We start from the raw sequence: 25,627 nt of genomic DNA on the forward strand, positions 1-25,627 counted from the left end.
CCTCCTTCTGACCGTCGTCCCGGGACCGGGGGCTGGCTGGGTGCCGGACGATCGCGGCCTCCGGGACCTCACCCGCTCGGCCCCGAACGGGGCCTCGGGGTCTCGTCTCAGGACACCCGACGCCCTAGGCTGGACGGCGTACGCACGACCCGAGCGCCCCACGGAAGGACCAGGGACCGTCTATGAGTGGCATCTTCCAGAGAATTTCGACGATCTTCAACACCAAGGCGAATCGCGCCTTGGACCGGATGGAAGACCCTCGCGAGACCCTCGATTACTCGTACGAGCGCCAGCTCGAGCTGCTCCGCAAGGTGCGCCGGGGTGTCGCCGATGTGGCGACCAGCCGCAAGCGCCTCGAACTGCAGGCAAATCAGCTGAGTCAGCAGGCCGACAAGCTCGACCTGCAGGCCCGCCGTGCACTGGAGATCGGCCGTGAGGATCTCGCTCGCGAGGCGCTGACCCGGAAATCGGGTCTCACCTCCCAGCTCGCGGATCTGCAGACCCAGCACGCGCAGTTGCAGGAAGAGGAAGAGAAGCTCGTTCGGGCTTCGCAGCGCCTGCAGGCCAAGGTCGATGCCTTCCGGACGAAGAAGGAGACCATCAAGGCCACCTACTCGGCAGCCGAGGCCCAGACCCGCATCAGCGAGGCGTTCTCCGGTATCGGTGAGGAGATGGGCGATGTCGGCCTGGCCATCCAGCGGGCTGAGGACAAGACCCTCCAGCTGCAGGCCAGGGCCGGTGCGGTGGACGAATTGCTCGCCTCCGGGGCGCTGGACGACTTCACCGGGTCGACGCAGGATGACCTGACTCGCGAGCTCGACCAGTTGGCCTCCACCTCCCAGGTGGAGAACGAGCTCGCCGCCCTGAAGCAGCAGGTCGCGCTCGGGGGCGCGCCGGCCCCGACGCAGCAGGCGATCGGCCAAGGCGTGCCCACCGCACCGCAGCAGCAGCTGTCGCCTGGCCGGGCCCAGCAGGTCCCGCCGCAGGCCCAGCAGGTCCCGCCACAGGCCCAGCAGGCGCCGGCTCCCGACCAGCAATGGACGGTCCCGGCCGAGCAGGTCCCTGGCCAGACCGCCGAGGGCCAGCCTTTCGGCCAGCCCACTCCCGCCGCCCCGAACCCGTCCCGGCCAGAGGAGCAGAAGTGATCGTCCGCATCCTGAACGAGGGCCAGTTCCGACTGTCCGAGGAGGCGCTGGCCTCGCTCAACACCTTCGACGACGACGTCGAGCAGGCCGTCAACGCCGATGACCAGGCTGCCCTCACCGCGGTGCTCCATGCCCTCCTCTCCGATGTCCGGAGCAGGGGGGAGCGGGTGCCCGACGACGAGCTGGCCGACTCCGACCTGATCCTTCCCGACGAGGCGGCCACCGTGGCCGACGTCCGTGCATGGCTCAGCGACAGTGAAGAAGGGCTGATCCCTGACTGATCCCACACCGGTGCCCGGCCCCGATGACGTCGCGCCGGCGACGGTGTCGGGGCCGCGCGCCGCACGCACGCTACGCGTGGCCTTCGTCACGGATCGGATCGGTGGACTCTCGTCGGCAGACGCCGGCGCTGCCCTTGCCACCGGGTGGAATGCGCGGCGCCCTTCCGACGACCTCGCCGTCGTGCCGATCGGCGCGGCCGGCGCCGGACTGTTGGAGGCGTACGCCGACCTGGTGGGTGCCCCGATCAGCGTCGCGACCTCGCCCCGGGACTCCTCCCTGCTGCTCCAGGTCGCCACGGCGCAGACCGTGCTCGTCGGTGTCGAGGTCTCGCCATCGCGACCCGCTGCAGACGCAGACCCCAGCCGCGAGGCCAGTTCAGCGCCTTGGGGTGAGGCGATCGCCCGGGCCGTGGCCGAAGCAAGGGACATCCGCACGCTGGTGGTGGACCTCGGCGGATGCCGGGCGCGTGACGGGGGCGCCGGCCTCCTGGCTGCCCTCGGGGCGAGCGCCGATGTCCCGCTCGACCGCGGCATCGCCGGACTCGCTGGCCTCAGCACCATCGACATCACCGGTGTGAGGCGGGCGCTCGCCGGTGTGGAGCGACTTGTCGCGGTGGTGCCGGCCGATCAAGCCGATCGCGTGCTGCTCGGCATGCGCGGCGTGGCGTCCCTGCACGGAGTGACGCTGCGCGAGGACGGGCTGGCGTGGGACCCGGCGGACCTGCTCGCCGCCGAAGGTTCCCTGGAACGTCTCGCGCACCTGCTGGCACCGGAATCACCCGACGCCCCGGGTTTCGGTGCATGTGGGGGGACCGGCTTCGCGCTCGCCGCCCTCGGTGCGACGGTCACCACGGCGTCCGCCTGGTTGGACGAGGCCATCGGCCTTTCCGCCACCATCGGCGAGGCCGACGTGGTCGTCACCGGCGCCGGGGCGTACGACTTCGCGCACCGAGGCGGCGAAACGGTCGCGGCCGTCGTCGCGATGGCGGGGGCGGCGATGCGTCCCGTGGTCGCGGTGGCCGGCTTCGTGACCATCTCCGCCCGGGAGATGCGCTCGCACGGGCTCGATGCGGCCTACGCCGTTCGACCGGGGGTGCCGGGCGAGACGGTCGTCGTCGAGCGTGCGGAACTGGAGGAGATGGGGCGTCGTGTCGCCCGCACCTGGGCCGGGTGAACGGCGGCCGGGCCAGCCTTTCCGTCGAGGGCTTGGATCGCCCGGTATGTCGGCTTAGACTGATCGCGGTTGCCCTGTCAACCAGATCCGACATCAGAACCGGAAGCCACAGACCCGGACGACAGCCGGACCCTGGACCGCCACCTCGCTGGTGCGTCCGCGGACCGGCCGGAGGAGAAGCGATATGACCGTGCAGAACGAGACCCTGGCGCAGCAGGGCGTCATCCTGACCACCGGCGCCGCCGCCAAGGTGAAGTCCCTTCTGGAGAGCGAGGGCCGCGATGACCTGGCCCTGCGCATCGCCGTGCAGCCGGGCGGGTGCTCGGGCCTGCGCTACCAGCTCTTCTTCGATGAGCGTGAGCTGGAGGGTGACATCGTCAGCAGCTACGACGGCGTCAACGTGGTGACCGACCGGATGAGCGCTCCGTACCTGTCCGGAGCGACCATCGACTTCATGGACACCATCGAGCAGCAGGGCTTCACCATCGACAACCCGAACGCGCAGAGCTCCTGTGCGTGTGGTGACAGCTTCCACTGATCCAGGCATTCCGGCACGTGCCGGAATCCGGCACGTGCCGCATGCAGGGCCTCGTCCTCCGGGACGGGGCCCTGCGTCGTCCAAGCCGCACATCGGCGTTATTGCCCAGCATTCACAGTGATTCACGTCACTTCGCAGGGGTGCCGTGGTCGGACGCGATCACGACTCCGCATCGTCGCCAGCCGCTGATGGTGAACTCGGTTACTGTGGGACAGACCGAAAGTGGCAGCAGGGTTGCGCCCTGCCGCCTGGGTGTGATCGGAAGGGTGTGACGTGGGTCTGAAGGGATGGCGGCGGCCACGGAAGTGGGCTGTCCTCGGTGCCGCAGGGCTGGCAGTGCTGCTGGCTGGTTGCGGCGACGTGCAGCAAGGAGCTGGTCAGGGCCGATACTTGGGTCTGCCCGAGGCTGCGAGCGATCGTGCTCCGGCAATGGGTCAGATGTACGTGGGCTCCTGGATCGCCGCCTTCATGGTGGGCGCTCTGGTGCTCTCGATCCTGATCTACAGCCTGATCCGCTTCCGGCGGCGCGATCCGCAGGAAGTGCCGCGCCAGGTGCGGTACAACCTTCCGCTGGAGTTCGTCTACACCCTCGTGCCGATCGTCATCGTCTGCACGCTCTTCTTCTACACGGTGAAGACGCAGAACCTGGTGCAGGCGAAGGCGGACTCGACCAAGGTCCACCAGATCGACGTGGTGGGGTTCAAGTGGTCGTGGGCCTTCAACTACATGGAACAGAAGAACCCGGCGGTGGGGGCCAACGTCAACGCGGTCGGCACCATCGAGTCGCCGCCCACGCTGGTGCTCCCGGTGAATGAGCCGGTTCGATTCAACCTCTACTCGCCGGACGTGATCCACTCGTTCTGGGTCCCCGCTTTCTACTACAAGCTCGACGTCATCCCCGGTCGGTCGAACTCGTTCGACGTGACGCCCACGAAGGTGGGGACGTACGCCGGCAAGTGCGCTGAGCTCTGCGGTACGTATCACTCGGCGATGTTGTTCAACGTCAACATCGTGCCCGTCGAGCAGTACAACGCGTATCTCAAGGGGCTGCAGGCACAGGGTCGGACCGGTACTTTCTACGGCCCGCTGCAGGCCAACCCCCAGCTCCAGAAGAAGGAGGGCAACTGACGATGACGACTGTCGCACGCGTCGCTTCGACGTCCGAGACCCGGGAAAGGCCAGCAGTATCCACTGGCGCGCGGATCATTGACTGGCTCACCACGACCGACCACAAGCTGCTCGGTCACATGTACCTGATGACAGCGCTGTTCTTCTTCGCCGTGGGCGGTGTCCTGGCCCTGTTCATGCGCGCCGAACTGGCCAACCCAGGTCTGCAGTACCTCAATTACGAGACCTACAACCAGTTCTTCACCATGCACGGCACGATCATGCTCTTGATGTTCGCGACTCCGGCCTTCGCCGGCTTCGCCAACGCGCTGATGCCGCTGCAGATCGGTGCCCCGGACGTCGCCTTCCCGCGACTGAACTCCTTCTCCTACTGGCTGTATCTCTTCGGCTCGATCATCGCCTGCTCGGGCTTCTTCACCCCCGAGGGTGCTGCGAGCTTCGGCTGGACCGCGTACGCCCCGCTGTCGAACTCGATCAACACGCCGGGCACCGGTGGTGACATGTGGACGGCCGGGCTCTACCTGCTCGGTCTGTCCTCGATTCTCGGGTCGGTGAACTTCATCACCACGATCATCACCTTGCGTGCTCCGGGGATGACCATGTTCCGGATGCCCATCTTCAGTTGGACCATCTTGGTGACCGCCATCCTCGTGCTGGTCACCTTCCCGGTGCTGGCCGCCGGCCTGATGGTGCTCTTCGCGGACCGTACGCTCGGTACCCAGATTCTCGACGCCGCCAACGGTGGCCCCTTGCTCTGGCAACACCTCTTCTGGTTCTTCGGACACCCCGAGGTCTACGTCCTTGCCCTGCCGTTCTTCGGCATCGCGTCCGAGGTCGTGCCGGTCTTCAGCCGCAAGCCGATCTTCGGCTACGTGGGCCTGGTGATCGCCACGATCGCGATCGGTGGTCTGTCCTTCACCGTGTGGGCGCATCACATGTTCACCACCGGCGCGGTCAGCCTGCCGTTCTTCTCCTTCATGACCTACCTGATCGGCGTGCCGACAGGCGTGAAGTTCTTCAACTGGCTGGGCACCATGTGGGGCGGCTCGATCTCGCTCGACACGCCCATGCTGTGGATCCTCGGCTTCATCACGACCTTCCTCTTCGGTGGCCTGACCGGCATCATGCTGGCCTCTCCGCCCCTGGACTTCCAGATGCAGGACTCCTACTTCGTGGTGGCGCACTTCCACTACACACTGTTCGGGACCGTGGTCTTCACCTTCTTCGGCGGTCTGTACTTCTGGTGGCCGAAGTTCTTCGGTCGGATGCTGAACGAGACCTGGGGCAAGATCCACTTCTGGCTCACGTTCATCGGTTTCCACACCACGTTCCTCGTCCAGCACTGGCTGGGTATCGAGGGCATGCCGCGTCGATACGCTGACTACCTTGTCACCGACCACTTCACCGCGCTCAACCAGATCTCGACGGTCGGCGCGTTCATCACCGGCATCTCGGTCCTGACGTTCCTCTGGAACCTGTGGATCTCCCGCAACAATCCGAAGGTCGAGGTCGACGACCCGTGGGGTTGGGCCCGGTCGCTGGAGTGGGCCACCTCGTGCCCGCCGCCGGCCTTCAACTTCACGTCGCTGCCGAAGATCCGGTCCGAGGCCCCGGCCTTCGACCTGCACTACCCGGAGATCGCCCACGCCATTCACGGGCACGTCCTGGATGACGCGTCCGCCGTCTCGACCAAGGAGGTCACCAAGTGAAGGCTGAACAGTGGCTCTTCTGGGCACTGGCCATCTACCTCGGCCTGATGAGCCCGGTGTACGCCTTCAGCACTTGGAAGACGCAGGGAGAGGTCGAGATCATCGGCACGGTGGTGCTGATCCTGACCTTCCTGTTCCTCGTCATGATCGGGGCGTTCATCGCCCTGACCGGGCGCCGGATGGACGCCCGTCCGGAGGACCGCCTGGATGCCACCGTCGCTGATGGGGCCGGACCGGTCGGCTTCTTCGCTCCTGCGAGCATCTGGCCGTTCTGGTGCGCCCTCGTCGTCGCGATGATGTTCCTCGGTTGGATCTTCGGCTACTGGATGACGATCATCGGCGTCGGTATCGGCGTGTGGGCGGTCGCCGGTTGGTCGCTGCAGTTCTACCGCGGGGACTACGCCCACTGACACAGTGTGTCGGGCCCGCCCGAGGGTCTGGCCAAACGCCCGAAGGGGCCCGGACGGTTCGACCGTCCGGGCCCCTTCGGCGTCCCCTCCGCCCGCCGGACGGTGGGTGCTGGTCCCATCGCCGGGGCGACCCACCGTCGCACGGTCTGTCAGATCACCAACTCTGCAGGAGCGGGCGGCCCTCCTCGTACCCGGACGTGGACTGGACGCCCACGACCGCGCGCTCGTGGAACTGGGCCATGTCCCGCGCTCCGGCGTACGTGCAGCTGGACCGGACGCCTGAGGTGATGAAGTCGAGCAGGTCCTCGACGCCGGGGCGGCGCGGGTCGAGGTACATCCGCGAGCTGGAGATGCCCTCCTCGAAGAGGCTGGCACGTGCCCGCTCGAAGGCCCCGAGCCGTACGTACGGCTGCGGACGGCCCGCGAGGAGGCCATCCCGAAGCTCTCCTTGTAGAGCCTGCCCTGGTGGTCGATCTGCATCTCGCCCGTCGACTCGTACGTCCCCGCGAACCAGGAGCCGATCATCACCGAGCCGGCTCCCGCGGCCAGCGCGAGGGCGACATCGCGCGGGTGGCGTACGCCACCGTCGGCCCACACGGCCTTCCCTTCCGCGCGGGCGGCCTCGGCGCATTCCAGCACGGCACTGAACTGGGGCCGGCCGACTCCGGTCTGCATCCGGGTGGTGCACATCGCTCCGGGTCCGACGCCGACCTTGAGCACGTCCGCGCCGGCAGCGATGAGGTCGAGCACACCGGAGGTCGTGACGACGTTGCCGGCCACGATGGGCACGCGGACACCCGTACGAGCGGCCACCTCGTCGCGGACCGTACGGACGGACTCCAGGGCCTGCAGCATCCGATCCTGGTGACCATGGGCGGTGTCGACGACGAGCACGTCGGCACAGGAGTCGAGGAGGGCGCTGGTCCGCGCCTCGACGTCGCCGCTGATCCCGATCGCGGCGCCGATCATCAGCCGTCCGTCCCGGTCCGTGGCGGGCTGGTAGATGGTCGCCCGGACCACGCCCTTGCGCGTCATGATCCCCACCAGGCGGTCACCGTCGGCGATCACCGCCACGTCGAGGTGATGGTTGTCCAAGGCCTCGAACACCGCGATCGGGTCCGTGTCGGGTGGGAGCGTGAGGAAATCCGTACGCATCACTTCGCGCGCCTGGACGAAGCGGTCCACGTCGGAGGTGTTCTGTGGCTCGAGGAGTCCGATCGCCCGCCCGTCCTCGACGACCACCGCGACCCCATGGGCGCGTTTGTGGATGACCGTCATGGCCTGGCCGATGGTGGTGTCCGGCGCGACGTGGATGGGCGTGTCGAAGACGGTGTGCGCCTCCTTGACCCGCCGGATGGACCGGTCGATCTGGTCGGTCGGGATGTCCTGGGGCAGGATCGCGATGCCGCCCCGGCGGGCGACGGTCTCTGCCATCCGCCGACCGGCGATGGCCGTCATATTCGCTACGACGATCGGCAGGGGAGTGCCGATGCCGTCGGTGCTGGTGAGGTCGACGTCGAAGCGTGACGTGACGTTGGACCGGCTCGGCGCCATGAACACGTCGTTGTACGTGAGGTCGAACGTAGGGGGCTGGTGAGGAATCGCACGGCCTCATTGTCACCCATCTGTCGCACCTTGGGTCGGCGGTATGCCGGTGCTGCCAGGCCGAGGGGCCGGGGGAGGGGCAGGGCCGGAAAGGAAGCAGGAGGGCCCCGCCTTTCGGCGGGGGCCCTCCTGGTGACTTCGGTGGATCCGATCAGTGCTTCTCGGAGCCTTCGAGTTCGCGCGCAGACTCGGGCACGGGCTCGTGCTCGACCTGGTGCTCGACCTCGTGCCCGCCGTCGTGATGCGAATGGGCCTCCTCGAGCTCCTCGCGGGTGGGGTGCGGGGGACGCTACCGGACCACCACTGCGTCGCGCGGGCGCGGGTCTTGGAGATCTGCTGCCCGTCACGCTTCACGCCACGGGCGTCGCTGTCGGCGTCGGCCTCGAGCGGGGCCGCGTGGTCCACCGCGGTGAGGGTGAAGGCCTCGTCGTGGCTGATCGGGACGTGCGCCTCGACGTAGCCACCCTCGGGGTGCGCTGCATGTCGCCCGTGGGCGAGCCATGGAGCAGGCGCTCGTGGTCGCCCCGCTTCATGCCCAGGCAGATGCGCTTGGTGACCCAGAAGGCGATCACCGGGACGATGAAGATGGCGAACCGCAGGGTCCAGGAGATCGCGTTCAGCGACAGCTTGAAGTGGGTGGCGATCAGGTCGTTGGCGCCACCGAACTGCAGCAGCAGCATCAGCGTGATGATGGCGACGCCGAACGCGGTCCGGGTCGGGTTCTCGTGCGGACGCTCCAGCAGGTTGTGGGAGCGGGTGTCGCCGGTGAACCATGCCTCGATCCAGGGCCACAGCGCCATCAGGGTGAAGAAGGCGCCGAGGAGGACCACGCCGGGGATGAAGATGTTCCACGACCAGGTGGTGTGGCCCCAGTGCGACTCCCAGCCCGGCATGATCCGGACGGCACCCTCGACCCAGCCCATGTACCAGTCAGGCTGCGAGCCGGCGGTGACCTGCGCCGGGTTGTACGGCCCGTACGTCCACACCGGGTTGATGGTGACCAGGGCGCCGAACAGCGTGAGGACGCCGAACGTCAGGAAGAACAGACCGCCGGCCTTGGCGATGTACGCAGGGAAGGCCGGCTCGCCAACGACGTTGTTCTCGGTCCGGCCGGGGCCGGCGAACTGGGTGTGGTGGTAGTAGGAGACGAGCCCGACGTGGACCGCCACCAGGGCGAGGATCAGAGCCGGGATCAGCAGGATGTGCACCATGTAGAGGCGCGACACGATCAGGTCGCCGGGGAACTCGCCGTTGAAGACGAAGAACTCGACCCAGGTGCCGACCAGCGGGATGGAGCGCATCAGGCCGTCGGCGAACCGCAGGCCCGTGCCGGACAGCAGGTCGTCGGGAAGCGAATAGCCGGAGAACCCGGCCATGGTGCCCAGGAAGAGCAGGCCGACGCCGAGGATCCACTGGATCTCGCGCGGCTTGCGGAAGGCGCCGGTGAAGAACACCCGGGCGGCATGGGCGAAGGCCGAGGCCACGAAGAGCAGTGCCGCCCAGTGGTGAATCTGGCGCAGGAGCAGCCCGCCGCGGACGTCCATCGAGATGTGGATCGTCGACTCGAAGGCCTGGGACATCATCATGCCCCGCATCAGCTGGTACGAGCCGTTGTACTCGACCTCAGCCATGGAGGGCTTGAACCAGATGGTGAGGAAGACGCCGGTGATGAGCAGGACGACGAAGCTCCACAGCGCGATCTCGCCGATGAGGAAGGACCAGTGGTTGGGGAAGACGTACCGCAGGCCGGCCTTCGCCATGCCTGCGATCCCGACCCGATCGTCCAGCCAACCGGCGACCTTGCCCTGCTTGACCAACACCGGGGGCAGATCGATGTCCTTCGCGGAGGCATTGCGCATCGTGGTGGTGGCGCTGCCCGGATCGCGGGGTTCAGAGACGGAGGTGGGCTTGGCCATCACGCGTCACCTTCCTTGTAATCGTTGCGCGAGTCACGCTCGAAGAAGCTCGGGCCCACCGGAACGGTGAAGTCCTGGGTCGCGATCAGGTAACCCTGAGAGTCGACGCCGATCTTGAGCTGGGGCAGCGAGCGCGCCGCCGGGCCGAAGACCACGTGACCCGCATTGCCCAGATCGAAGGTGGACTGGTGGCAGGGGCACAGCAGGTGGTGCGTCTGCTGCTCCCACAGAGTGATCGGGCACCCGACGTGGGTACAGATCTTCGAGTAACAGAGGATGCCCGACACCTGCCAGTCCTTGCGGGAGGCCGGGATGTTGATCGACGCCGGATCCATCCGGACGATGATGATCGACGACTTGGCCTTCTCCTGCTGGTACTCCACGCCCTCGTAGTTCTTGAGGTTCTCCGGCTGGGCGTTGATCAGCTGGCCGATCTCGACGTCCGCCGCCTTGATCGGCTTCCAGCTGATGTCGTTGACGAGGCGGATCGGCTTCTGCGGGGTCGCCTCGGCGAAGATGGTCCGCTCGATCGTATTGGCCCGCTTGCGGGCGGTCGGCCACGGGCCCATGTCCGCGAGGGTCACGACGAGCGGCAGGGCGAACAGGCCCAAGGCGCCACCGAGGCTGGCCATCATGAACTTGCGGCGCCCGACGCCGGAGGCGCGGATCCCCTCACTCACGGTGACGAGAGCTTCGGTACGGGCCTCGTCGGACGAAGTGGGGATGTGGCGCTGCTGGACGGAGTCGGTGTCGTCCATCAGGTTCAGGCCCCAGGTGACGGCGCCGACGCCGATCAGGAAGATCGCCAGGCCCATCGTGGTCCCGAAGACCACGTTGTGCAGATCGGAGCGGAACGCACCGATCTCGATCTGGATGCCGTGCGGGATCGCGAAGTACGTCACCACGGACGCCAGCGCGCACAGCGAGGAGACGGCGAAGGCGACGACGACGCGGCCCTGCGCGTGTTTGTCGGCGTGCGGGTTGGTGGAAACCCAGCTGGGGATATGCGGCTCGAGACCAGGATCGTCCACCGGTCGCTCGAGCTGGTTGGTCATGTTGTCGTTCACTTGGAGCGAGCCCCCTTCGAAGTGACCCAGGCGGCGAGCACGATGAGGCCGCCGACGCCCACGACCCAGGCCCACAGGCCCTCGGTCACGGGGCCCATGCTGCCGAGGGAGAGGCCGCCGCCGTTGCTGGCGCTGCCGTTCACACTCTTGAGATAGCCGATGATCTCCTGGGCGTCCTGGTCGGTGATGACGTTCTTGGAGAAGACCGGCATCTGCTGGGGACCGATGCGCATGGCTTCGTAGATGTGCACCGTGTCCACCTTGGTGAGCGAGGGCGCGTACTTGCCGTTCGGCAGTGCGCCGCCCTTGCCGGTGATGTTGTGGCAGGCCGAGCAGTTCGTCCGGAACAGCTCCCCGCCGCGGGCGATCTCCTCATCGGTGAGGTTCGTCGGGTCGACGACCGTCGCGTTCGGGATCGCCGGGCCGGCGCCGAGGGTGGCGACGTACGCCGAGATGGCCGAGATCTCGTCCTGCGAGAACTGGGACTTCTTGCGGGGGGCCTGCTGGCCCGGGCGCGCCATCGGCATGCGGCCGGTGCCCATCTGGAAGTCCACGGACGCGGCGCCGACACCGACCAGGGACGGACCCTGGGTCGTGCCTTCGCCGTTCAGGCCGTGGCAGGAGGAGCAGGACACCTGGAACAGCGCCTTGCCCTGCTCGACCTGTTGCGACAGGCCGGGGGCGGCGGAAACCCGGGTGCTCGGCATGACGAGCGCGTACACGGCTCCGACCAGGAACAGGGCGAGCACCAGGATGAGTGGCTTGGCAGCCGGGTGTCGCCTCCGCGTGGACAGATACTTCACAGCAATGTGCCTCTCTGTGGTTGGGGGTCCGTGACGCTCGTCAGTGGAGGAAGTAGATCACCGAGAAGAGGATGATCCACACCACGTCGACGAAGTGCCAGTAGTACGACAGGGCGATCGCGCTGACCGCCTGCTCGTGCGTGAAGGTCCGCGCGAGGTACGTGCGGGCAAGGATGAAGAGGAAGCCGACAAGGCCGCCGAGCACGTGGAGGCCGTGGAAGCCCGTGCCGAAGAAGTAGACCGAGCCGTAGGCGAAGGACTGCGGGGTGAGGCCCTCGGTGAAGAGCTTCGAGTACTCCATGATCTGGCCGGAGAGGAAGAAGGCGCCCATCACGAAGGTGAGCGTGTACCACTCGCGCATTCCCCAGCCCCCGACGTTCAGGAGCGACCCGGTGCGCTTCACCCGCCCATGCTCGGCCGCGTGCACCCCCAACTGGCAGGTGACCGACGACAACACCAGTACGACGGTCACGGCGACCGCCTTGGGGATGTCGAGCCACTCGGCGGGGGTCCAGCCACCGGTGCCTGCCGCGGCGTGGATGTTGCGCATGTTGAAGTACGCGGCGAAGATCGCGGCGAAGAACATGAGCTCGGATGCCAGCCAGACCCACATGCCGACGGCGAGTGGATCGGGACGGCCCGGCAGGCCGCGGAGTCGGGTGTTCGGGACGGAATGGAGGGCTCCGGTGGGAATAGCCCGCCCAGCGCCCATCAAGTCAGATGAAGAAGCCACGTCTGCATTATGGCCGTAATCACTGCCCCGCGCTCGGCGTCGCGGGCTCCGACGCCGTTTGGTTGGGCGATCGTTACCTGGGCTGTCTTGACGCAGTGGGATCGGCGTGATGGCGGGGGGCCAGATGTGGCCGTGGTCACTTCCCGGTGCCTGCTGGCTATTCCGTCAGATGGCACGGGCGGGCCTCGGTCTCGGTGCGGGTGCCGGTCCCCGGCGGACCCTCCGAGGGCTGACGCTACGATGCACCTGTTCGCTGGAATCCGAGTCCCGAGGAGGGCTGATGAGCGCAGACGCGTCCGACAAGACGGTGACGGTCCTGCTGTATTCCGATGACCGTCAGGTGCGCGAAAGCGTGAAGTTGGCTCTGGGTCGTCGCGTCGCCGCCGATCTGCCGCCTGTCACCATTGTGGAGACGGCTACCCATGCCGCCGTCGAGCACGCGATGCTTGAGGGAGGCATCGACCTGGTCATCCTCGACGCCGAGGCCGCCCCCGCCGGGGGATGGGGATCTCCAAGCAGTTCAAGGAGGAGATCGCCGACTGCCCGCCGATCCTGCTGCTCGTGATCCGCAAGGACGATGCGTGGCTCTCGGCCTGGTCACTGGCCGACGCCATCGAGCGCTACCCGATCGACCACGTCGCCTTCCCCGGTGCCGTCGCCGCCCTGCTGCGCAATCACCTCCAGGTGACCGGCGCCTGATCGTCATGACGCGGACCCGACCCAGCCGGTCGGGTCCGCGCCGCATTGCCCGCAGAACCCGTCCGGGTCCGGAAGAACGAGGAGGAGTGACATGACCACGAGGAACTACAGCTGGCCGGATGTGCTGACCGGCCTGCTCAAGGGCGAGAACATGGCGCCGGAGGCCACTTCGTGGGCGATGCGCGAGATCCTCGGCGGAAACGCCACCCCCGTGCAGATCGCCGGCTTCGCCGTGGCCCTCCGGGCCAAGGGGGAGACCGTGGACGAGGTCGCCGCACTCTCGGAGGTGATGCTGCAGTTCGCCCGCCCCGTGCACGTCGAGACGCGGGCGGTGGACGTGGTCGGCTCCGGCGGGGACCGGGCCAACACGGTCAACATCTCCACGATGTCCGCGATCGTCGCGGCAGCCGCCGGCGCGAAGGTGGTCAAGCACGGCAACCGTGCGGCCTCATCCCTGTGCGGTACGGCCGACTGTCTCGAGGCCCTCGGCCTCGTCCTCGACCTCGCGCCGGAGAAGCAGCAGGAGGTCATGGACGAGGAGGGGATCGTCTTCCTCTTCGCGCCGCTCTATCACGGCTCGCTGAAGTACGCCGCGACATCCCGGCGTGAGCTCGGCATCGCCACCATCTTCAACTACCTGGGCCCGCTGTCGAACCCTGCCCGCCCTCAGGCGCAGGCCATCGGCATCGCCAACGAGGCGATGGCCGGCCTACTGGCGGGCGTGCTGGCCCAGCGTGGCAACCAGGGGATGGTGTTCTTCGGTGGCGACGGGCTCGACGAGTTGACCACGACGACCGCCTCGAAGGTGTGGCTGATCAAGGACGGCCGGGTGGTGGCCACCCGGCTCGACCCGCTCGACCTGGGCATCGCCCGCGCCGAGAGATCCGACCTCGTCGGGGGCAAGCCTGAGGTGAATGCCGCGATCGTCCGCACGACCTTCGCGGGAGCACCCGGCGCAGTGCGCGACATCGTCATCCTGAACGCTGCTGCCACGATCCTCGCCTACGACGGCCCGGACCTCGATGCCGACATCACCGCCCAGTTTGTCACGTACGTCGAGCGGGCGCGCGAAGCGATCGACTCGGGACGGGCACTCGCGCGGCTCGACAGCTGGATCGCCACCACGCAGCGACTCGCGCAGGCCTGACCAGGCGGTCGGCCCTCCGCGTCAACCGAACGGCCCCGCTGCGCCCAGAACGAGGGAGGCGGCGGGGCCGAGCCACATCCAGGGGCCGTACGCGTACGGTCCCCGACGACCTCGCACTGCGCGGGCCACTCCCCAGAGGGCTCCCAGGAGACTGCCGGCCAGCAGCGCGACCCACCAGCCGGTCCAGGACACCGACGCTCCCAGCGCGCCGATCACGGGACTGATCCGGACGTCGCCGAACCCCAGCCCCTGACCGACCCGCCACAGCGTCAGGTAGAACAGCCCCGCGCTCAGGGCCCCCAGCAGCACCCGGGTCACCTCCGTTGGCGACACCGTGGCGCCGCTCCACGGCAGGAGGGTCGTGACGACGGCGAAGGATCCCAGCGCCCAGATGGCCCGGGTGAGTCGGAGCGGCAGCCAGGTGGTCCGCGCGTCGATGGCCACCAGCAGGGCCAGGCCCGATGCCCAGACCAGCCACAGTGGCAGCCAGGCGACCGGCGCCAAGCTGAGAGCCGTCAGGCTCGCCGCCGCCGCGAGGCCGCCACAGGCCAGCGAGAAGCCGCGTCCGGCCAGAGCCACGTAGTCCGGCGGTTCGTCCTCGAGGTCGCAACCTGCGACCGCCTGCCGGGGAAGGTGGCGCAGGATCGGGCCGGTCGCCCCCGCCACCAGGACGCCGATCGTGACGGCGGCCGCCACGATCGCGACTGCCGTCACCGGGTTGCTCGTCATCCGCGCCCCTCCTCGTCCCCGTGGTCCTTGTCCGGGTGTTCGTCATGGACCCTTTCAGGCACGGCTGCGCCCCGACGGGTCATCGCGACGGCCAGGTGCGCGTGACCGTCCGGGCAGACGAGGGGCGGAAGGCTTCGAGCCTTCCGCCCCTCACCACTCGCCTGATCAGCGGTCAGCGGGTCGCCTTGGTGAATCCGGCCGCCGCGGCGGCCTCCTCCGTGGCGAACCACACATCGGTCACGGTGCGGTTGTAGGAGTCGCTGCCTGGCAGGTGGTACTTCATCGACCGGGGATTGCCCTTGATCGGGAAGCCCTCCGGGGGCTCGATGCCGACGTACGAATCCGGCCCGTAGGAGGTCGCCGTGTCGGTCGACACCGCCCGGTCGAACTCGCTGATGCCGCCGCCTTCGCCGATCATCTCGGCCTCGGCCTCGGCCATCTCGTCGTCCATCTCGTCCAGGGGGATGTCGGCGGCGACGGGTGCCTCAGCGGTCGGTTCCTCGGCAGGGGCCGGCGTGGAGGGCCGGGGCTCCGCCGGCTGCGTCGGCTGGTAGTTCTGCCAGGCATCCTCCTTCGGGGACCCGAGCTTCTTGGCCACGACGAGGGCGATCCCCGCGAGGGCCGTGAGGATCAACAGGACCTTCCAGGTCGTGCCGCCCCGACGGCGCCCCTCGAGCTTCGCCTGCGCCTTGGCCAGCCGGGCGTCCGCCTTGGCCAGCTGCTTGGCCGCCTTGCGGGACAGCTTCTTTCCCTTCGGGGCTACGGCGGCCGCCTCCGCGGCCACGGCGTCAGCGGCCTTGTCGAGGAGCTTCTCCGCGCGGGGAACGACGTCCTCCTTGATCCGGGCCGCGGCTTCCTCCGCCAGCGGACCCACGGCCAGCAGAGCCTGCTCGATCCGCGGGGCGACGGTCTGGAGGGTGCCGCGGGCGCCGGCGACGCCCCGCACCTTGGCTTCGTGGGCGACCGGTGCGAGCCGGACCTGGGCCTCGTGGGCGACGGGACCCAGCCGGGACTGCGCCTCGTGCGCGTAATCGGTGAGGATCTCCTGAGCCTGCACGCCGCGCTCCCGCGCCTGCTCCGCGAGGGGGCAAGGCGGGCCTGCGCCGTGGCGGCGAGCGGGGCGAGCTTCGTCTGGGCCTCCGCGATCCGGGCCGCGCCTGCTTCCCGGGCCTGGTCGAGGTAAGGGGTGGCCGCCTTGATGGCAGCGTCGACGGCATCGACACCGACCTCGGTGAGGCTCTTCGGAATCTCGGCCTCGATGACGACCTTCTGGGATTTGCTCTTCACTCTTGCCTCCGAATTTCGTCGAACCAGCATTCGTCGTGTCAGCGCCTGCGACGCCCGGGCTCGCCTGCCGGGCGCGCCTGAGCGGCCGTGGCGTACGTCCAGCGTAGCGACCGCCATTCCAGATCAGACAGGTTTGCGCAGTGTTCTTCGTCGGAACGCCACAAAAGCCGCGGCCCGCTGTGGCGCTGGCGCGGTTGCCCGGTCACCGGAGCGTGACAAGATGGAGCGGACATGACCGTGTCGTCGGGTCGCGACCCGCCGACCCCGACGAAAGGCAGCTCGTGGGCAACTCCACTGCAATCCTGCACACCAATCATGGGGACATCACCATCACCCTGTTCGACGACATGGCGCCCAAGACGGTGGCCAACTTCGTGGGCCTGGCCGACGGGACCAAGGAGTACGCCGATCCGAAGTCGGGCGCGCGGACGACCGGACGCTTCTACGACGGGCTGACCTTCCACCGTGTCATCCCGGGCTTCATGATCCAGGGCGGCTGCCCGCTCGGCACCGGCACCGGCGACCCCGGCTACAAGTTCGCCGACGAGATCCACCCCGAGCTCGCCTTCAACAAGCCGTACCTGCTGGCGATGGCCAACGCGGGCCCCAACACGAACGGCTCGCAGTTCTTCATCACGGTGGACAAGACGCCGTGGCTCAACCGGAAGCACACCATCTTCGGTGAGGTGGCCGACGAGGCGTCCCGCAAGGTCGTCGACGAGATCGCGGCTGTGCCGACCGGTCGGGCTGATCGCCCCACGAACCCTGTGGTGATGGAGTCCGTCGAGATCGTCGCGGGCTGATGCTGCCGTGACACCACCGATGGGGAGCCCGGGCCCGGACGGCCCGGGCTTCCGCCCGTGTTACCGGCACCCGGACCGGCTGACCGGCATCACCTGCCAGCGGTGCGGGCGGCCGATCTGCGGTGAGTGCATGATCCCGGCATCCGTCGGCTTCCAGTGCCCCGACTGTGTCGCCGGGGCCAGGTCCCGTGAGCGCCGGACCCGAGTGACCTCCCGCCGAGTACGGCAGGGCGGCGCGGGACGGTTCGCGACGTTGCGCTCGGAGAGTGCGACGGTGCTGTTGATCGGCCTGATCGTCATCATCCAGGCCGCCGACGCGGTCTCGCTCGGCCGCATCCAGGGGCTGTTCGCCTACTGGGGGCTGGCGATCCTCGATGGCCAGGTGTGGCGGCTCGTCAGCCACGTCCTGATTTCTGGCGGCATCCTCTCCCTCGTCATCAACGGCTTCGTGCTGTGGATGTTCGGGCGGTCCATGGAGATGATGTGGGGGCGCTGGCGCTTCCTCGCGACGTACTTCCTGTCCGGCCTGGGAGCCGGGGTGCTGATGCTGGCGGCAGGCCCGACGACGGCCGTGATGGGCGGCGCCTCCACGTCGATCATCGGACTGCTGGCCGCGAACGCCGGCGCGAAGTTCCATGACCGGGAGGACGCCAAGGCCGACGTCATCCTGCTGGCCATCCTGGTCGGTTTCACCGCTTTTCAGGCTCCGGCCATGGTGCTGGCGGACGTCGGCGCCATCGTCGCGGGCGGCCTCTGCGGGTGGCTGTGGTCCACTCAGCCCCGCACTGGTGGACGTCGGCGCGGGTCCCTGACCCGGTCCGACCAGCTCCACCTGATGGGCGCTGCGGGGATCCTGGTCGTGTGTGCGGTTGTGGCCACGGCGGCCATCCTCGTCCGCTGAGCAGCTTGGGGTCCGGTCGCCCGGACCCCGCCCGGCGGCGGACATCGGACAACGCGGGGCGTGCCCGAGGATCAGTTGCCGAGGCTGAAGGCCGCCTCGAGATCGTGCTTCGAGTAGGCCCGGAAAGCGATGTGGGTCTCGGTCTCGATGATCCCGCCCACCTTGTTCAGCCGGTCGGAGATGACCGCCGACACATCGTCCAGCTCGCGGACCCGGACCATGACGACCAGGTCGATGGATCCGGTGACGGAGTAGACCTCGGTCACACCGTCGAGATCGGCGATCTCCTGGGCGACCTCGGGGATCCGGTCGGTTTCGGCGTGGACGAAGACGATTGCGGTGACCATGGCCGTCATCCTAGTGTCCAGCCCCGGGCGGCGCGGCGGGGACGGGCGTCGCGCGGCCGAGGCGGGCGATGGGCCGCAGGCCGGTCAGCACCCGGGGCAGGTCCTCGGCGGCGATGGTCGTCCGCAGCGGCCAGACCCAATCGCCCTGGACGTCGATGAGCCGTACGCCGGGTTCTTCGAGCCAACTCGCCACCAGGGCCGTCTCCTCCGGGAAGGCCGCCGAGCCATGGGGTGACGCAGCCACGGACTCCGCCAGCAGGACCGCCTCCTCGGCCACCCTCACCGCCGACTCTCCCGGCCGGGTGCGCGCCGCGCCGGCCAACCGCCCGTAGCGGATCACATGGATCTCCCAGCCCGGGCGCCCGGCCGCACCGGCGGGGGCGAAGCTGTCTGCGGTCCGGCGGGCGGCGACGAGTTGGGCGCACCGTCCCAGCGAGGCGATGCGCTGGTGGCGGCGGCTGGTCTCGAGGTATCCCTGCAGCCGCCGGCGCACCTCGGCCGCCTCTTCGTACCGCTCCTGATCACTCAGTGGTCCGATCCTGGCGGCGTGGGCGCTCACCACGGTGGATACGTCGCCCGACAGGGCCCTGGCCACCTCCCCGACCAGCTCGATGTACTCGTCGCGCCCGATCCGGTGGTCGCATGGCGCGGGGCAGCGGCCCATCTCCGCGAGGGCGCAGGCCGGGGAGGGGCGCCGGACGCTCAGTCGGGTCGAGCACTGCCGGACCGGGAACGCCTCGTGCAGGGCCTCGACCACCAGTTGGGCGTCGTCTCGACCGGGGAATGGGCCGAAGCGCACCTTGGTCCCCGGATCCCGCACGATCGACAGCCGTGGGTACGGCTCATCGGTGAGGGCGATCCAGACCGGATGGGCCGCCCGCTTGGAGCGGCGGTTGTAGCGGGGTTGGTGCGTGGTGATCAGCCGGAGTTCGCGGACCTTCGCCTCCAGCGGCGTACGGCACTCGACGCAGGACACGCCGTCGGCCTGCCGGATCATGTCCTCCATCCGCGCCCGCCGTTCCGAGGCCGTGAAGTACCCCTGCACCCGGCGGTGGATGTCGACGCTGGTGCCCACGTAAAGGATCTCCCGCCCGTCGTTCCCGGGACTCCCGGGCACGGGCAGAAGGCTCTCCTCGGTGTCGTTCCCCCCGGACTCCTCGGCCGGTACCGCGCTCAGGCGCGGCGGATCGTTGCGGAAGAACCAGTAGACCCCGGGAGCGTGTGGCAGGTCCTTCGCCCACGGTGCCCGCTGCCGGCGGGTCGGGGAGACCGGCCGCATCATGGCGATGAGGTCGTCCAGGGTGGTGACGCCACGGTTGCCGACCCGCGCGATCAGGTAGTGCAGCAGATCGACGGTGGCCCGGACATCCTCGAGGGCCCGGTGGGTCGGCGTCGTGTCGGCGCGGACGTGCGCGGCCAGGGTGCCGAGAGCGTAGTTGCGGACCTCGGTACGGGGAATGATCTGGCGGGCCAGAGCCAGCGTGTCCAGCACCTGCCGAGGCTGCCAGGGGTAGCCGAGACGCTCGCAGCCGCGCCGCAGGAAACCCATGTCGAACCGGGCGTTGTGGGCGACCATCACGCACCCGTGGCTGAACTCCAGGAAGGCCGGCAGCACCGAGGGCAGGTTCGGCGCCCCCCGCAGCAGCGACGGGGTGATGCCGGTCAGCACACTGATCTCGGCGGGCACCGGACGCTCTGGGTCGACAAGGGTCTGGAACTCGGCGAGCACCTCTCCGGCCCGTACATGCGAGGCGCCGATCTCGGTGATGGCTGCGTCCTTACCGGTGCCCGTCGTCTCCAGGTCGACCACGCAGAAGTCGACCGACGACAGTGGTTCCCCGAGGTCGGCGAACGACGGCTGCAGGTCGTCGCCGACCTGTGCCAGACCATCGAAGGGCAGCTGGGTGATCACGGGAACAGGCTAAGGAAGCCCTCTGACAGCGGCCGGGTCGACACGACGGAGCTGGCCTATCCTGGGCCCGACGGGCAGGGATCGTACGGTCGGGAGGTCTGGTGAGTGACGCGATGGGCGTGACGTCTCGGCCCTGCGGCACGACCGGTGCGGGGATCGCTCCGCGGTGGCTGCTGCGGTGAGGGAAGCGTTCGCGGCAGCCGTGGCGACGGGGCTGCTGGTGACGGGACTGCTCACCACGACGGTGGCCGCGCCCACGCTCGAGGCCGGGACCGGTCGGGCGCCCGCGCCGGCGGATCGCCTCCGGCTGACCCGCACCCTGTCCCTCCCGCAGGGTGACCGAGTCGCCTGCGCCGTCCCGGCCGACTGCCGGCTGTGGGCTTCCGCCCTGCAGGATGCCGCGGCCGCCCTCGATCCTGTCCTCCCTGCCGGGCCCCTCGGTGCAGTGACCCTCGTGGCGCCCACCGCGGCGGGGCAGGCGGCCGTGCTCGGGACCGGGCCGGGCACTCGACCGGCCGCCACGACGCTGCGGGTCGATGCGCGCATGGTCGCCCGTGGTGCGGCTCCGGCGTCGCAGCGCGGACGGACCTGGATCGTCGTCAACCCGGAGGTGGCCCGCACCGGCGGTGATCTGCCCCGGCAGGTGCTGGTCCACGAACTGGTCCACGTCCGCACCCTGGCGCCCGACCTCCCCGGGCCGCTGTGGGTCGAGGAGGGCTACGCCGTCGCCCTCACCCACCGGGTGCTCGGCCCGACCGTGGGCCCGGTGGTGCCGGCCTCCTCGGTGGGCGCCGCCGAGGCCGCTGTCGACGCCGCGCTCGGCAGGTCGGCACCCGTGGCCGGCGGGCCGAGCGGCTGGCCCTCGGACGACTGGGTGCCCCTGACCATCGATGACTACGGTGTCGCCGGGAGGATCGTCGAGGGTCTCGCCGCCCGGCTGGGATGGGATCGTGTGGCACGCTGGTACGCGGCATCGGAGGCGGGCGCCGGATCGCTCGCGGCGGCGCGCGCGCAGCTCAGCGGTCGTACGGTGATCGCTGAGCTCAGATGAGGAGAAGGACATGTCCACACCCGACCGCAGACCGGCCATCGGGATCGACATCGGTGGGTCGAAGGTCGCGGCGGCGGTCGTCGACGGCGACGGGCGACTGATCGGGCGGCGGACGGTGCCGACTCCGACCGAACGCGCGGACGCGGTCGAGGAGGCGATCGTGCGCCTGGTGGACGCCCTGGCCCACGAGCACCCGGCCGCCTGCGCGGTCGGCATCGGCGCCGCCGGATGGGTGGACGAGACCCGGCGGATCGTACGGTTCTCCCCCCACCTCGCCTGGCGCAACGAACCCCTGGTGGAGCGACTCGAGCGACGGCTCGTCCTGCCTGTCGTGGTGGACAACGACGCCAACGCCGCAGCCTGGGGGAGTATCGCTTCGGTGCGGGGGTGGGCAGCAGCACTTTCGCGATGATCACCCTCGGCACCGGCATCGGCGGGGGACTCGTGCTCGACGGTGAGGTCCACCGTGGCCGCTGGGGGTGGCCGGCGAATGGGGCCACCTCTGCGTCGTGCCCGATGGCCAGATCTGTCCCTGCGGCAATCGGGGCTGCTGGGAGCAGTACTGCTCGGGAGAGGCCCTGCGCCGGGAGGCTGTCGCGCTGGCCGGCACCGGCTCGCCGCGGGCCCTGCCACTGCTGGAGCGGGTGGGCAAGGATGCGGGCGCCATCCGCGGTTTCCATGTCACCGAGGCGGCCCTGGCGGGCGACCCGGCCTGCGAGGAGATCCTCACCGGGGTCGGGGAGTGGCTCGGACGGGGACTCGCCGGACTGGCGGCCATCCTCGACCCCGAGCGTTTCGTGATCGGCGGTGGTGTGAGCGAAGCGGGCGAGAAGTTGCTGGGGCCGGCCCGGACCGCCTTCGCCCGGCACCTGACCGGGCGTGGCTTCCGGCCGGTGGCCGAGATCCTCCCGGCCCGTCTCGGCAATGACGCCGGGTTGGTGGGCGCCGCCGATCTGGCCCGTCGGGGGTGACGGGACTCAGCGCCGGGTCGTGAACCGGTCGAAGAACTCGGCGCTGCCGGCCTCGATGATCGGCGCGTCGTTGTCCAGGGTGGCGACGTGGTAGGAGTTCTCGAGCATCCTGACAGTGAGCTCGCAGGGCGCCCGCCGCAGCAGGCCGAGGGAGGTGTCGTCGACGACGTGGTCGACGGTGGACCGGAAGACGAGCGTCGGTGCCGTCAGGCGATCCAGGTGTCCGACCACGTCGCGCCACAGCCCGCGCATCGAACTCGCCGCTCGCAGTGGCGTGCGGTCGTAGGCGTATTCGCGCAGTCCGGGATGCTTGATGTCGCCCGATATCCCTGGGGTCGAGGCGATCAGCCGGGACAGCACCGGGAGTAGCAGGTAACGGCGGTCGGCCGTGCCGATCGAGGGGTTGACCACGGCGATCGCGGGGATCTCCGGGTGCTGCTCGGCCAGCCGGATCGCCAGGGCGGCGCCCATCGACATCCCCCCGACGAAGACGACGTCGTACCGCGCGGCCAGACGGACGTACTCCTGCTCCTCACGGTCGTACCAGTCGGTCCACTCCGTGCGGTTCATCTCGCGCCAGTTGGTGCCGTGCCCCGGCAACCGGGGGACCGAGACGTCGTATCCGCACGCGGCCAGGTGCTCCGCCCAAGGACGTAGCGAGGAGGGGGTACTGCTGAATCCGTGGCAGAGCAGGACGGCACGCGACCCCGGAGCGGGCGTGTCACCGGTGCCGGACGTCGCATCACCGGAGGTACGGGCGCCAGGTGCCGCCGTCAGGCGGTAGCCCCGGGACTCGGGGTTCACGGTGACGACCGGCCGGACGGGGCGGTTGACCATGGTCTGACTCTAGCGCCGACGGCGTACCGCCGGCCGAGCGTCGATCGACCTCCGTCGCCGTGAGGCGATTGGATAGGCTGAGCTGTCTGCAGATCCGCGCGGCGGCGTCCGGGTCTGGTCCCCGATCGCCGGAGGTACTCGTGTCCGAGATGGCCTACTCACTGTTCAAGCGGCTGCTCTTTCGCCCCGCGATCGTGGGTTTGTGGCGACCCTGGGTGGAGGGTGGCGAGAACGTCCCGGAGAGCGGGCCGGCGCTGATGGCGAGCAATCACATCTCGGCTGGGGACACGCTGATGCTGCCGGCGATGATCCGCCGCCGGATGGTCTTCCCGGCGAAGGCCGAGGCCTTCCACGGCAAGGACCCCAAGTCCCGGGTGGTGGCCTGGTTCCTGAAGGCCGTCGGCATGCACCCGATGGACCGCTCGGGCGGGCGCGCCAGCGCCGAGAGCCTGGTCGAGGTGTCGGACGTGCTCGGCCACGGCGACCTGCTCGGTATCTACCCCGAGGGCACCCGCTCGCCGGACGGCCGGCTCTACAAGGGCAAGACGGGTGTCGCCCGGCTGGCGCTGCACTCGGGTGCACCGGTCATCCCGGTCGCGATGATCAACTCCCAACTGGTCAAGGGACCCTTGGGCATCCCGCTGATGCGCAAGCCCGGGATCCGGATCGGTCGGCCCCTCGACTTCTCGGAGTATCGCGGCCGCGACAACGAGCGTGACGTGCTGCGCTGGATCACTGACCGCATCATGGCCGCCATCGCGGAGCTCTCCGGTCAGGAGTACGTCGATGTCTACGGCACCAGCGTGAAGGCGGGCAACTTCACCCCTGAACAGCTCGCCACCAAGGTGCTGGCGCGTCCCGGGTTGAACACGCCCAAGCCGCCGGCGGCCGTCTCCCCGGCGCCGAACGAGGACTGACCCGAACCGTCGGTTCGGGCGCCGGCCCCCACCGGCCGAGCGCGGATCGACGATTCCGCGGGACGGGGAAGGGCGGGTGGCGTTTCCGCCTAGACTCGTGCGCGTGTCTGAAGCATCACGAATCCCCTCCCTCGAGCAGCTGCACGCCATGAATCCGGCCCAGCAGCCGAGCTATGAGGATCAGGCCGAGCTGGCCGACGTCATCGCCCAGCTGCGTACGCGCCCGCCGCTCGTCTTCGCCGGCGAGTGCGACGACCTGCGCGACAAGCTCGCCGCCGTCGCCCGCGGCGAGGGGTTCGTCCTCCAGGGCGGGGACTGCGCGGAGACCTTCGCCGGTGTCACCGCGGCGAACATCCAGAACAAGCTGCGGACGCTGCTGTCGATGGCTGTCGTGATGACGTACGCCGCCCAGGTGCCGATCGTGAAGATCGGCCGGATCGCCGGTCAGTACGCCAAGCCCCGTTCCAAGGACACTGAGACCCGGGCCGGGGTGACCCTGCCGGCCTACCGCGGTGATGCGGTGAACGGTTACGACTTCACCCCTGAGTCCCGGCGCCACGACCCGCGGCGACTCCTCGAGACGTACAACTCGTCGTCGGCGACGATGAACCTGGCGCGAGCCCTGCTCACCGGCGGTTTCGCCGACCTCCGCACCGCCCACTCCTGGAACGCTGATTTCGTCCGGTCGGCGCCGGTCAACGAGCGCTACACCGCGTTGGTCCAGGAGATCGAGCGGGCCCTCGCCTTCATGGTCTCCTGCGGGATGGACGACGAGGCCATGCACACGGTCGAGTTCTTCTCCTCCCATGAGGCCCTGTTGCTCGACTACGAGCACGCGATGACCCGGATCGACTCGCGGACACGGACCCCCTACGACGTGTCCGGGCACTTCATCTGGATCGGCGAGCGCACCCGTCAGCTCGACGGTGCCCACGTCGAGTTCCTCCGCCACCTGCGCAACCCGATCGGGATCAAGCTCGGCCCGAGCACCACGGCCCAGGACGCGTTGGCGCTCGCCGACAAGATCGACCCCGACCGCGAGCCGGGTCGGCTTACGCTGATCACCCGGATGGGTGCCGGCAAGATCCGTACGGTCCTCCCATCGGTCATCGACGAGGTGATGGCGTCGGGCCGGCTGCCCGTGTGGATGTGTGACCCCATGCACGGCAACACGTTCACCACCGACAACGGTGTGAAGACCCGGGCGTTCTCGGACGTGGCGGACGAGGTCGACGGTTTCTTCGAGGTGCACGAGCAGTGCGGCACCTGGCCCGGGGGCATCCACATCGAGCTCACCGGCGACGACGTCACCGAGTGCGTCGGCGGTGTCGGCGAACTGGGTGAGGAGGACCTCGGGGAGCGGTACGAGACCCTCTGCGACCCGCGGCTCAACCGCAACCAGTCCCTTGAGCTCGCCTTCACCGTGGCGCACCGGCTGAACGAGGGCCGGATCAAGCGCGCGAATCCCGTGCAGGAGTACACGCCGAAGACGTTCTGAGCGTCTCGGCCGGCCAGGA

At 69.0% G+C, this 25,627-nt stretch carries 22 protein-coding genes and 4 pseudogenes; 16 read left to right on the forward strand and 10 right to left on the reverse strand.

Annotated features, from left to right (window positions below; translation table 11 throughout):
- Nucleotides 1–182 precede the first annotated feature (182 nt).
- The 7 genes and pseudogenes from Rai3103_RS11520 to Rai3103_RS11550 form a co-directional block, all read left to right on the forward strand.
- A pseudogene (locus Rai3103_RS11520) lies at nt 183–902 on the forward strand (PspA/IM30 family protein); the annotation flags it as partial.
- Between the two features lie 239 nt (nt 903–1,141).
- Nucleotides 1,142–1,426, forward strand: a complete 285-nt coding sequence (gene pspAA / locus Rai3103_RS11525; RefSeq protein WP_153572727.1) for a PspA-associated protein PspAA — start codon at nt 1,142–1,144, stop codon at nt 1,424–1,426.
- Between the two features lie 10 nt (nt 1,427–1,436).
- Nucleotides 1,437–2,600 (forward strand): glycerate kinase, encoded by a 1,164-nt coding sequence (locus Rai3103_RS11530; protein WP_194793110.1) that lies wholly within the window; start codon nt 1,437–1,439, stop codon nt 2,598–2,600.
- A 184-nt stretch (nt 2,601–2,784) separates the two neighbouring features.
- Nucleotides 2,785–3,138 carry a HesB/IscA family protein gene (locus Rai3103_RS11535; protein WP_153572729.1) on the forward strand — a complete coding sequence of 118 codons (354 nt, stop codon included), beginning with the start codon at nt 2,785–2,787 and terminating at the stop codon, nt 3,136–3,138.
- A gap of 273 nt (nt 3,139–3,411) precedes the next feature.
- Nucleotides 3,412–4,266 carry an aa3-type cytochrome oxidase subunit II gene (ctaC, locus tag Rai3103_RS11540; protein WP_479685342.1) on the forward strand — a complete coding sequence of 285 codons (855 nt, stop codon included), beginning with the start codon at nt 3,412–3,414 and terminating at the stop codon, nt 4,264–4,266.
- Nucleotides 4,267–4,268: 2 nt separating this feature from the next.
- On the forward strand, nt 4,269–5,975 hold the full coding sequence (gene ctaD / locus Rai3103_RS11545) for an aa3-type cytochrome oxidase subunit I (RefSeq protein ID WP_153572730.1): 1,707 nt from the start codon (nt 4,269–4,271) through the stop codon (nt 5,973–5,975).
- Nucleotides 5,972–6,385: a cytochrome c oxidase subunit 4 gene (locus Rai3103_RS11550; RefSeq protein WP_153572731.1), complete on the forward strand. Its 414-nt coding sequence runs from the start codon at nt 5,972–5,974 to the stop codon at nt 6,383–6,385. Before ctaD ends, Rai3103_RS11550 begins: the two co-directional genes overlap by 4 nt.
- A gap of 154 nt (nt 6,386–6,539) precedes the next feature.
- Here the strand turns inward: Rai3103_RS11550 and Rai3103_RS11555 are convergent.
- From Rai3103_RS11555 to ctaE, 5 genes and pseudogenes are all read right to left on the reverse strand, one after another.
- Nucleotides 6,540–8,010 (reverse strand): annotated as a pseudogene (locus Rai3103_RS11555) (GuaB1 family IMP dehydrogenase-related protein).
- Between the two features lie 131 nt (nt 8,011–8,141).
- Nucleotides 8,142–9,906: pseudogene (gene qcrB, locus Rai3103_RS11560) on the reverse strand (cytochrome bc1 complex cytochrome b subunit).
- Nucleotides 9,906–10,961, reverse strand: coding sequence for a cytochrome bc1 complex Rieske iron-sulfur subunit (qcrA, locus tag Rai3103_RS11565; protein WP_422396045.1), 1,056 nt, complete (start codon nt 10,959–10,961; stop codon nt 9,906–9,908). Before qcrA ends, qcrB begins: the two are co-directional and overlap by 1 nt.
- An 8-nt stretch (nt 10,962–10,969) precedes the next feature.
- Nucleotides 10,970–11,776 (reverse strand): cytochrome bc1 complex diheme cytochrome c subunit, encoded by an 807-nt coding sequence (gene qcrC, locus Rai3103_RS11570; RefSeq protein WP_153572732.1) that lies wholly within the window; start codon nt 11,774–11,776, stop codon nt 10,970–10,972.
- 40 nt (nt 11,777–11,816) lie between these two features.
- Nucleotides 11,817–12,488, reverse strand: a complete 672-nt coding sequence (ctaE, locus tag Rai3103_RS11575) for an aa3-type cytochrome oxidase subunit III (protein WP_153573731.1) — start codon at nt 12,486–12,488, stop codon at nt 11,817–11,819.
- Nucleotides 12,489–12,789: 301 nt separating this feature from the next.
- Here ctaE and Rai3103_RS11580 point away from each other — a divergent pair, with 301 nt between their 5' ends.
- The 3 genes from Rai3103_RS11580 (at nt 12,790) to trpD (ending at nt 14,355) form a co-directional block, all read left to right on the forward strand.
- Nucleotides 12,790–13,074: a hypothetical protein gene (locus tag Rai3103_RS11580; RefSeq protein WP_228488880.1), complete on the forward strand. Its 285-nt coding sequence runs from the start codon at nt 12,790–12,792 to the stop codon at nt 13,072–13,074.
- Complete coding sequence (locus Rai3103_RS17840) at nt 13,071–13,208, forward strand: hypothetical protein (RefSeq protein ID WP_228488881.1); 138 nt, start codon at nt 13,071–13,073, stop codon at nt 13,206–13,208. Before Rai3103_RS11580 ends, Rai3103_RS17840 begins: the two co-directional genes overlap by 4 nt.
- Before the next feature lie 91 nt (nt 13,209–13,299).
- Nucleotides 13,300–14,355, forward strand: coding sequence for an anthranilate phosphoribosyltransferase (gene trpD / locus Rai3103_RS11585; RefSeq protein ID WP_153572733.1), 1,056 nt, complete (start codon nt 13,300–13,302; stop codon nt 14,353–14,355).
- Nucleotides 14,356–14,376: 21 nt separating this feature from the next.
- Here the strand turns inward: trpD and Rai3103_RS11590 are convergent, their stop codons facing one another.
- Nucleotides 14,377–15,084: a prepilin peptidase gene (locus Rai3103_RS11590; RefSeq protein ID WP_153572734.1), complete on the reverse strand. Its 708-nt coding sequence runs from the start codon at nt 15,082–15,084 to the stop codon at nt 14,377–14,379.
- Between the two features lie 172 nt (nt 15,085–15,256).
- Nucleotides 15,257–16,141, reverse strand: a complete 885-nt coding sequence (locus tag Rai3103_RS11595; protein ID WP_153572735.1) for a sunset domain-containing protein — start codon at nt 16,139–16,141, stop codon at nt 15,257–15,259.
- A 511-nt stretch (nt 16,142–16,652) separates the two neighbouring features.
- Here Rai3103_RS11595 and Rai3103_RS11600 point away from each other — a divergent pair.
- Both Rai3103_RS11600 and Rai3103_RS11605 read left to right on the forward strand, forming a co-directional pair.
- The gene (locus Rai3103_RS11600; RefSeq protein WP_153572736.1) at nt 16,653–17,174 is read left to right on the forward strand and encodes a peptidylprolyl isomerase; all 522 of its coding nucleotides are present in this window, start codon (nt 16,653–16,655) and stop codon (nt 17,172–17,174) included.
- 130 nt (nt 17,175–17,304) lie between these two features.
- Nucleotides 17,305–18,075 carry a rhomboid family intramembrane serine protease gene (locus Rai3103_RS11605; protein WP_153572737.1) on the forward strand — a complete coding sequence of 257 codons (771 nt, stop codon included), beginning with the start codon at nt 17,305–17,307 and terminating at the stop codon, nt 18,073–18,075.
- 71 nt (nt 18,076–18,146) lie between these two features.
- On the opposite strand, the gene Rai3103_RS11610 is transcribed toward Rai3103_RS11605, so the two are convergent.
- Together Rai3103_RS11610 and Rai3103_RS11615 are read right to left on the reverse strand one after the other, a co-directional pair.
- The gene (locus Rai3103_RS11610; protein WP_153572738.1) at nt 18,147–18,422 is read right to left on the reverse strand and encodes an Lrp/AsnC family transcriptional regulator; all 276 of its coding nucleotides are present in this window, start codon (nt 18,420–18,422) and stop codon (nt 18,147–18,149) included.
- A gap of 10 nt (nt 18,423–18,432) precedes the next feature.
- Nucleotides 18,433–20,334 carry a DEDD exonuclease domain-containing protein gene (locus Rai3103_RS11615; protein ID WP_153572739.1) on the reverse strand — a complete coding sequence of 634 codons (1,902 nt, stop codon included), beginning with the start codon at nt 20,332–20,334 and terminating at the stop codon, nt 18,433–18,435.
- A 178-nt stretch (nt 20,335–20,512) separates the two neighbouring features.
- Between Rai3103_RS11615 and Rai3103_RS11620 the strand changes: the two genes are divergently transcribed.
- Together Rai3103_RS11620 and Rai3103_RS11625 are read left to right on the forward strand one after the other, a co-directional pair.
- Nucleotides 20,513–21,385: a hypothetical protein gene (locus Rai3103_RS11620; RefSeq protein ID WP_153572740.1), complete on the forward strand. Its 873-nt coding sequence runs from the start codon at nt 20,513–20,515 to the stop codon at nt 21,383–21,385.
- 10 nt (nt 21,386–21,395) lie between these two features.
- Nucleotides 21,396–22,356 (forward strand): annotated as a pseudogene (locus tag Rai3103_RS11625) (ROK family glucokinase).
- A 6-nt stretch (nt 22,357–22,362) separates the two neighbouring features.
- On the opposite strand, the gene Rai3103_RS11630 reads toward Rai3103_RS11625, so the two are convergent.
- A complete protein-coding gene (locus Rai3103_RS11630; protein ID WP_153572741.1) occupies nt 22,363–23,193 on the reverse strand; it encodes an alpha/beta hydrolase in 831 nt (276 codons plus the stop codon).
- A 149-nt stretch (nt 23,194–23,342) separates the two neighbouring features.
- Between Rai3103_RS11630 and Rai3103_RS11635 the strand changes: the two genes are divergently transcribed.
- The gene (locus tag Rai3103_RS11635) at nt 23,343–24,110 is read left to right on the forward strand and encodes a lysophospholipid acyltransferase family protein (RefSeq protein WP_153573732.1); all 768 of its coding nucleotides are present in this window, start codon (nt 23,343–23,345) and stop codon (nt 24,108–24,110) included.
- A 103-nt stretch (nt 24,111–24,213) separates the two neighbouring features.
- Complete coding sequence (locus Rai3103_RS11640) at nt 24,214–25,608, forward strand: class II 3-deoxy-7-phosphoheptulonate synthase (RefSeq protein WP_422396003.1); 1,395 nt, start codon at nt 24,214–24,216, stop codon at nt 25,606–25,608.
- Nucleotides 25,609–25,627: the final 19 nt, after the last annotated feature.

Origin of the sequence: Raineyella fluvialis (assembly GCF_009646095.1) — a bacterium.
Taxonomy (GTDB): Bacteria; Actinomycetota; Actinomycetes; order Propionibacteriales; family Propionibacteriaceae; genus Raineyella; species Raineyella fluvialis.

Excerpts from the sequence above, each read along its gene's own strand:
- Rai3103_RS11535 (WP_153572729.1), top strand. The coding sequence starts at position 2,785 with ATGACCGTGCAGAACGAGACCCTGGCGCAGCAGGGCGTCATCCTGACC.
- ctaD (WP_153572730.1), top strand. The coding sequence starts at position 4,269 with ATGACGACTGTCGCACGCGTCGCTTCGACGTCCGAGACCCGGGAAAGG.
- qcrA (WP_422396045.1), bottom strand. The coding sequence starts at position 10,961 with ATGACCAACCAGCTCGAGCGACCGGTGGACGATCCTGGTCTCGAGCCG.
- ctaE (WP_153573731.1), bottom strand. The coding sequence starts at position 12,488 with ATGGGCGCTGGGCGGGCTATTCCCACCGGAGCCCTCCATTCCGTCCCG.
- Rai3103_RS11580 (WP_228488880.1), top strand. The coding sequence starts at position 12,790 with ATGAGCGCAGACGCGTCCGACAAGACGGTGACGGTCCTGCTGTATTCC.
- trpD (WP_153572733.1), top strand. The coding sequence starts at position 13,300 with ATGACCACGAGGAACTACAGCTGGCCGGATGTGCTGACCGGCCTGCTC.
- Rai3103_RS11590 (WP_153572734.1), bottom strand. The coding sequence starts at position 15,084 with ATGACGAGCAACCCGGTGACGGCAGTCGCGATCGTGGCGGCCGCCGTC.
- Rai3103_RS11605 (WP_153572737.1), top strand. The coding sequence starts at position 17,305 with ATGATCCCGGCATCCGTCGGCTTCCAGTGCCCCGACTGTGTCGCCGGG.
- Rai3103_RS11610 (WP_153572738.1), bottom strand. The coding sequence starts at position 18,422 with ATGGTCACCGCAATCGTCTTCGTCCACGCCGAAACCGACCGGATCCCC.
- Rai3103_RS11630 (WP_153572741.1), bottom strand. The coding sequence starts at position 23,193 with ATGGTCAACCGCCCCGTCCGGCCGGTCGTCACCGTGAACCCCGAGTCC.
- Rai3103_RS11635 (WP_153573732.1), top strand. The coding sequence starts at position 23,343 with ATGGCCTACTCACTGTTCAAGCGGCTGCTCTTTCGCCCCGCGATCGTG.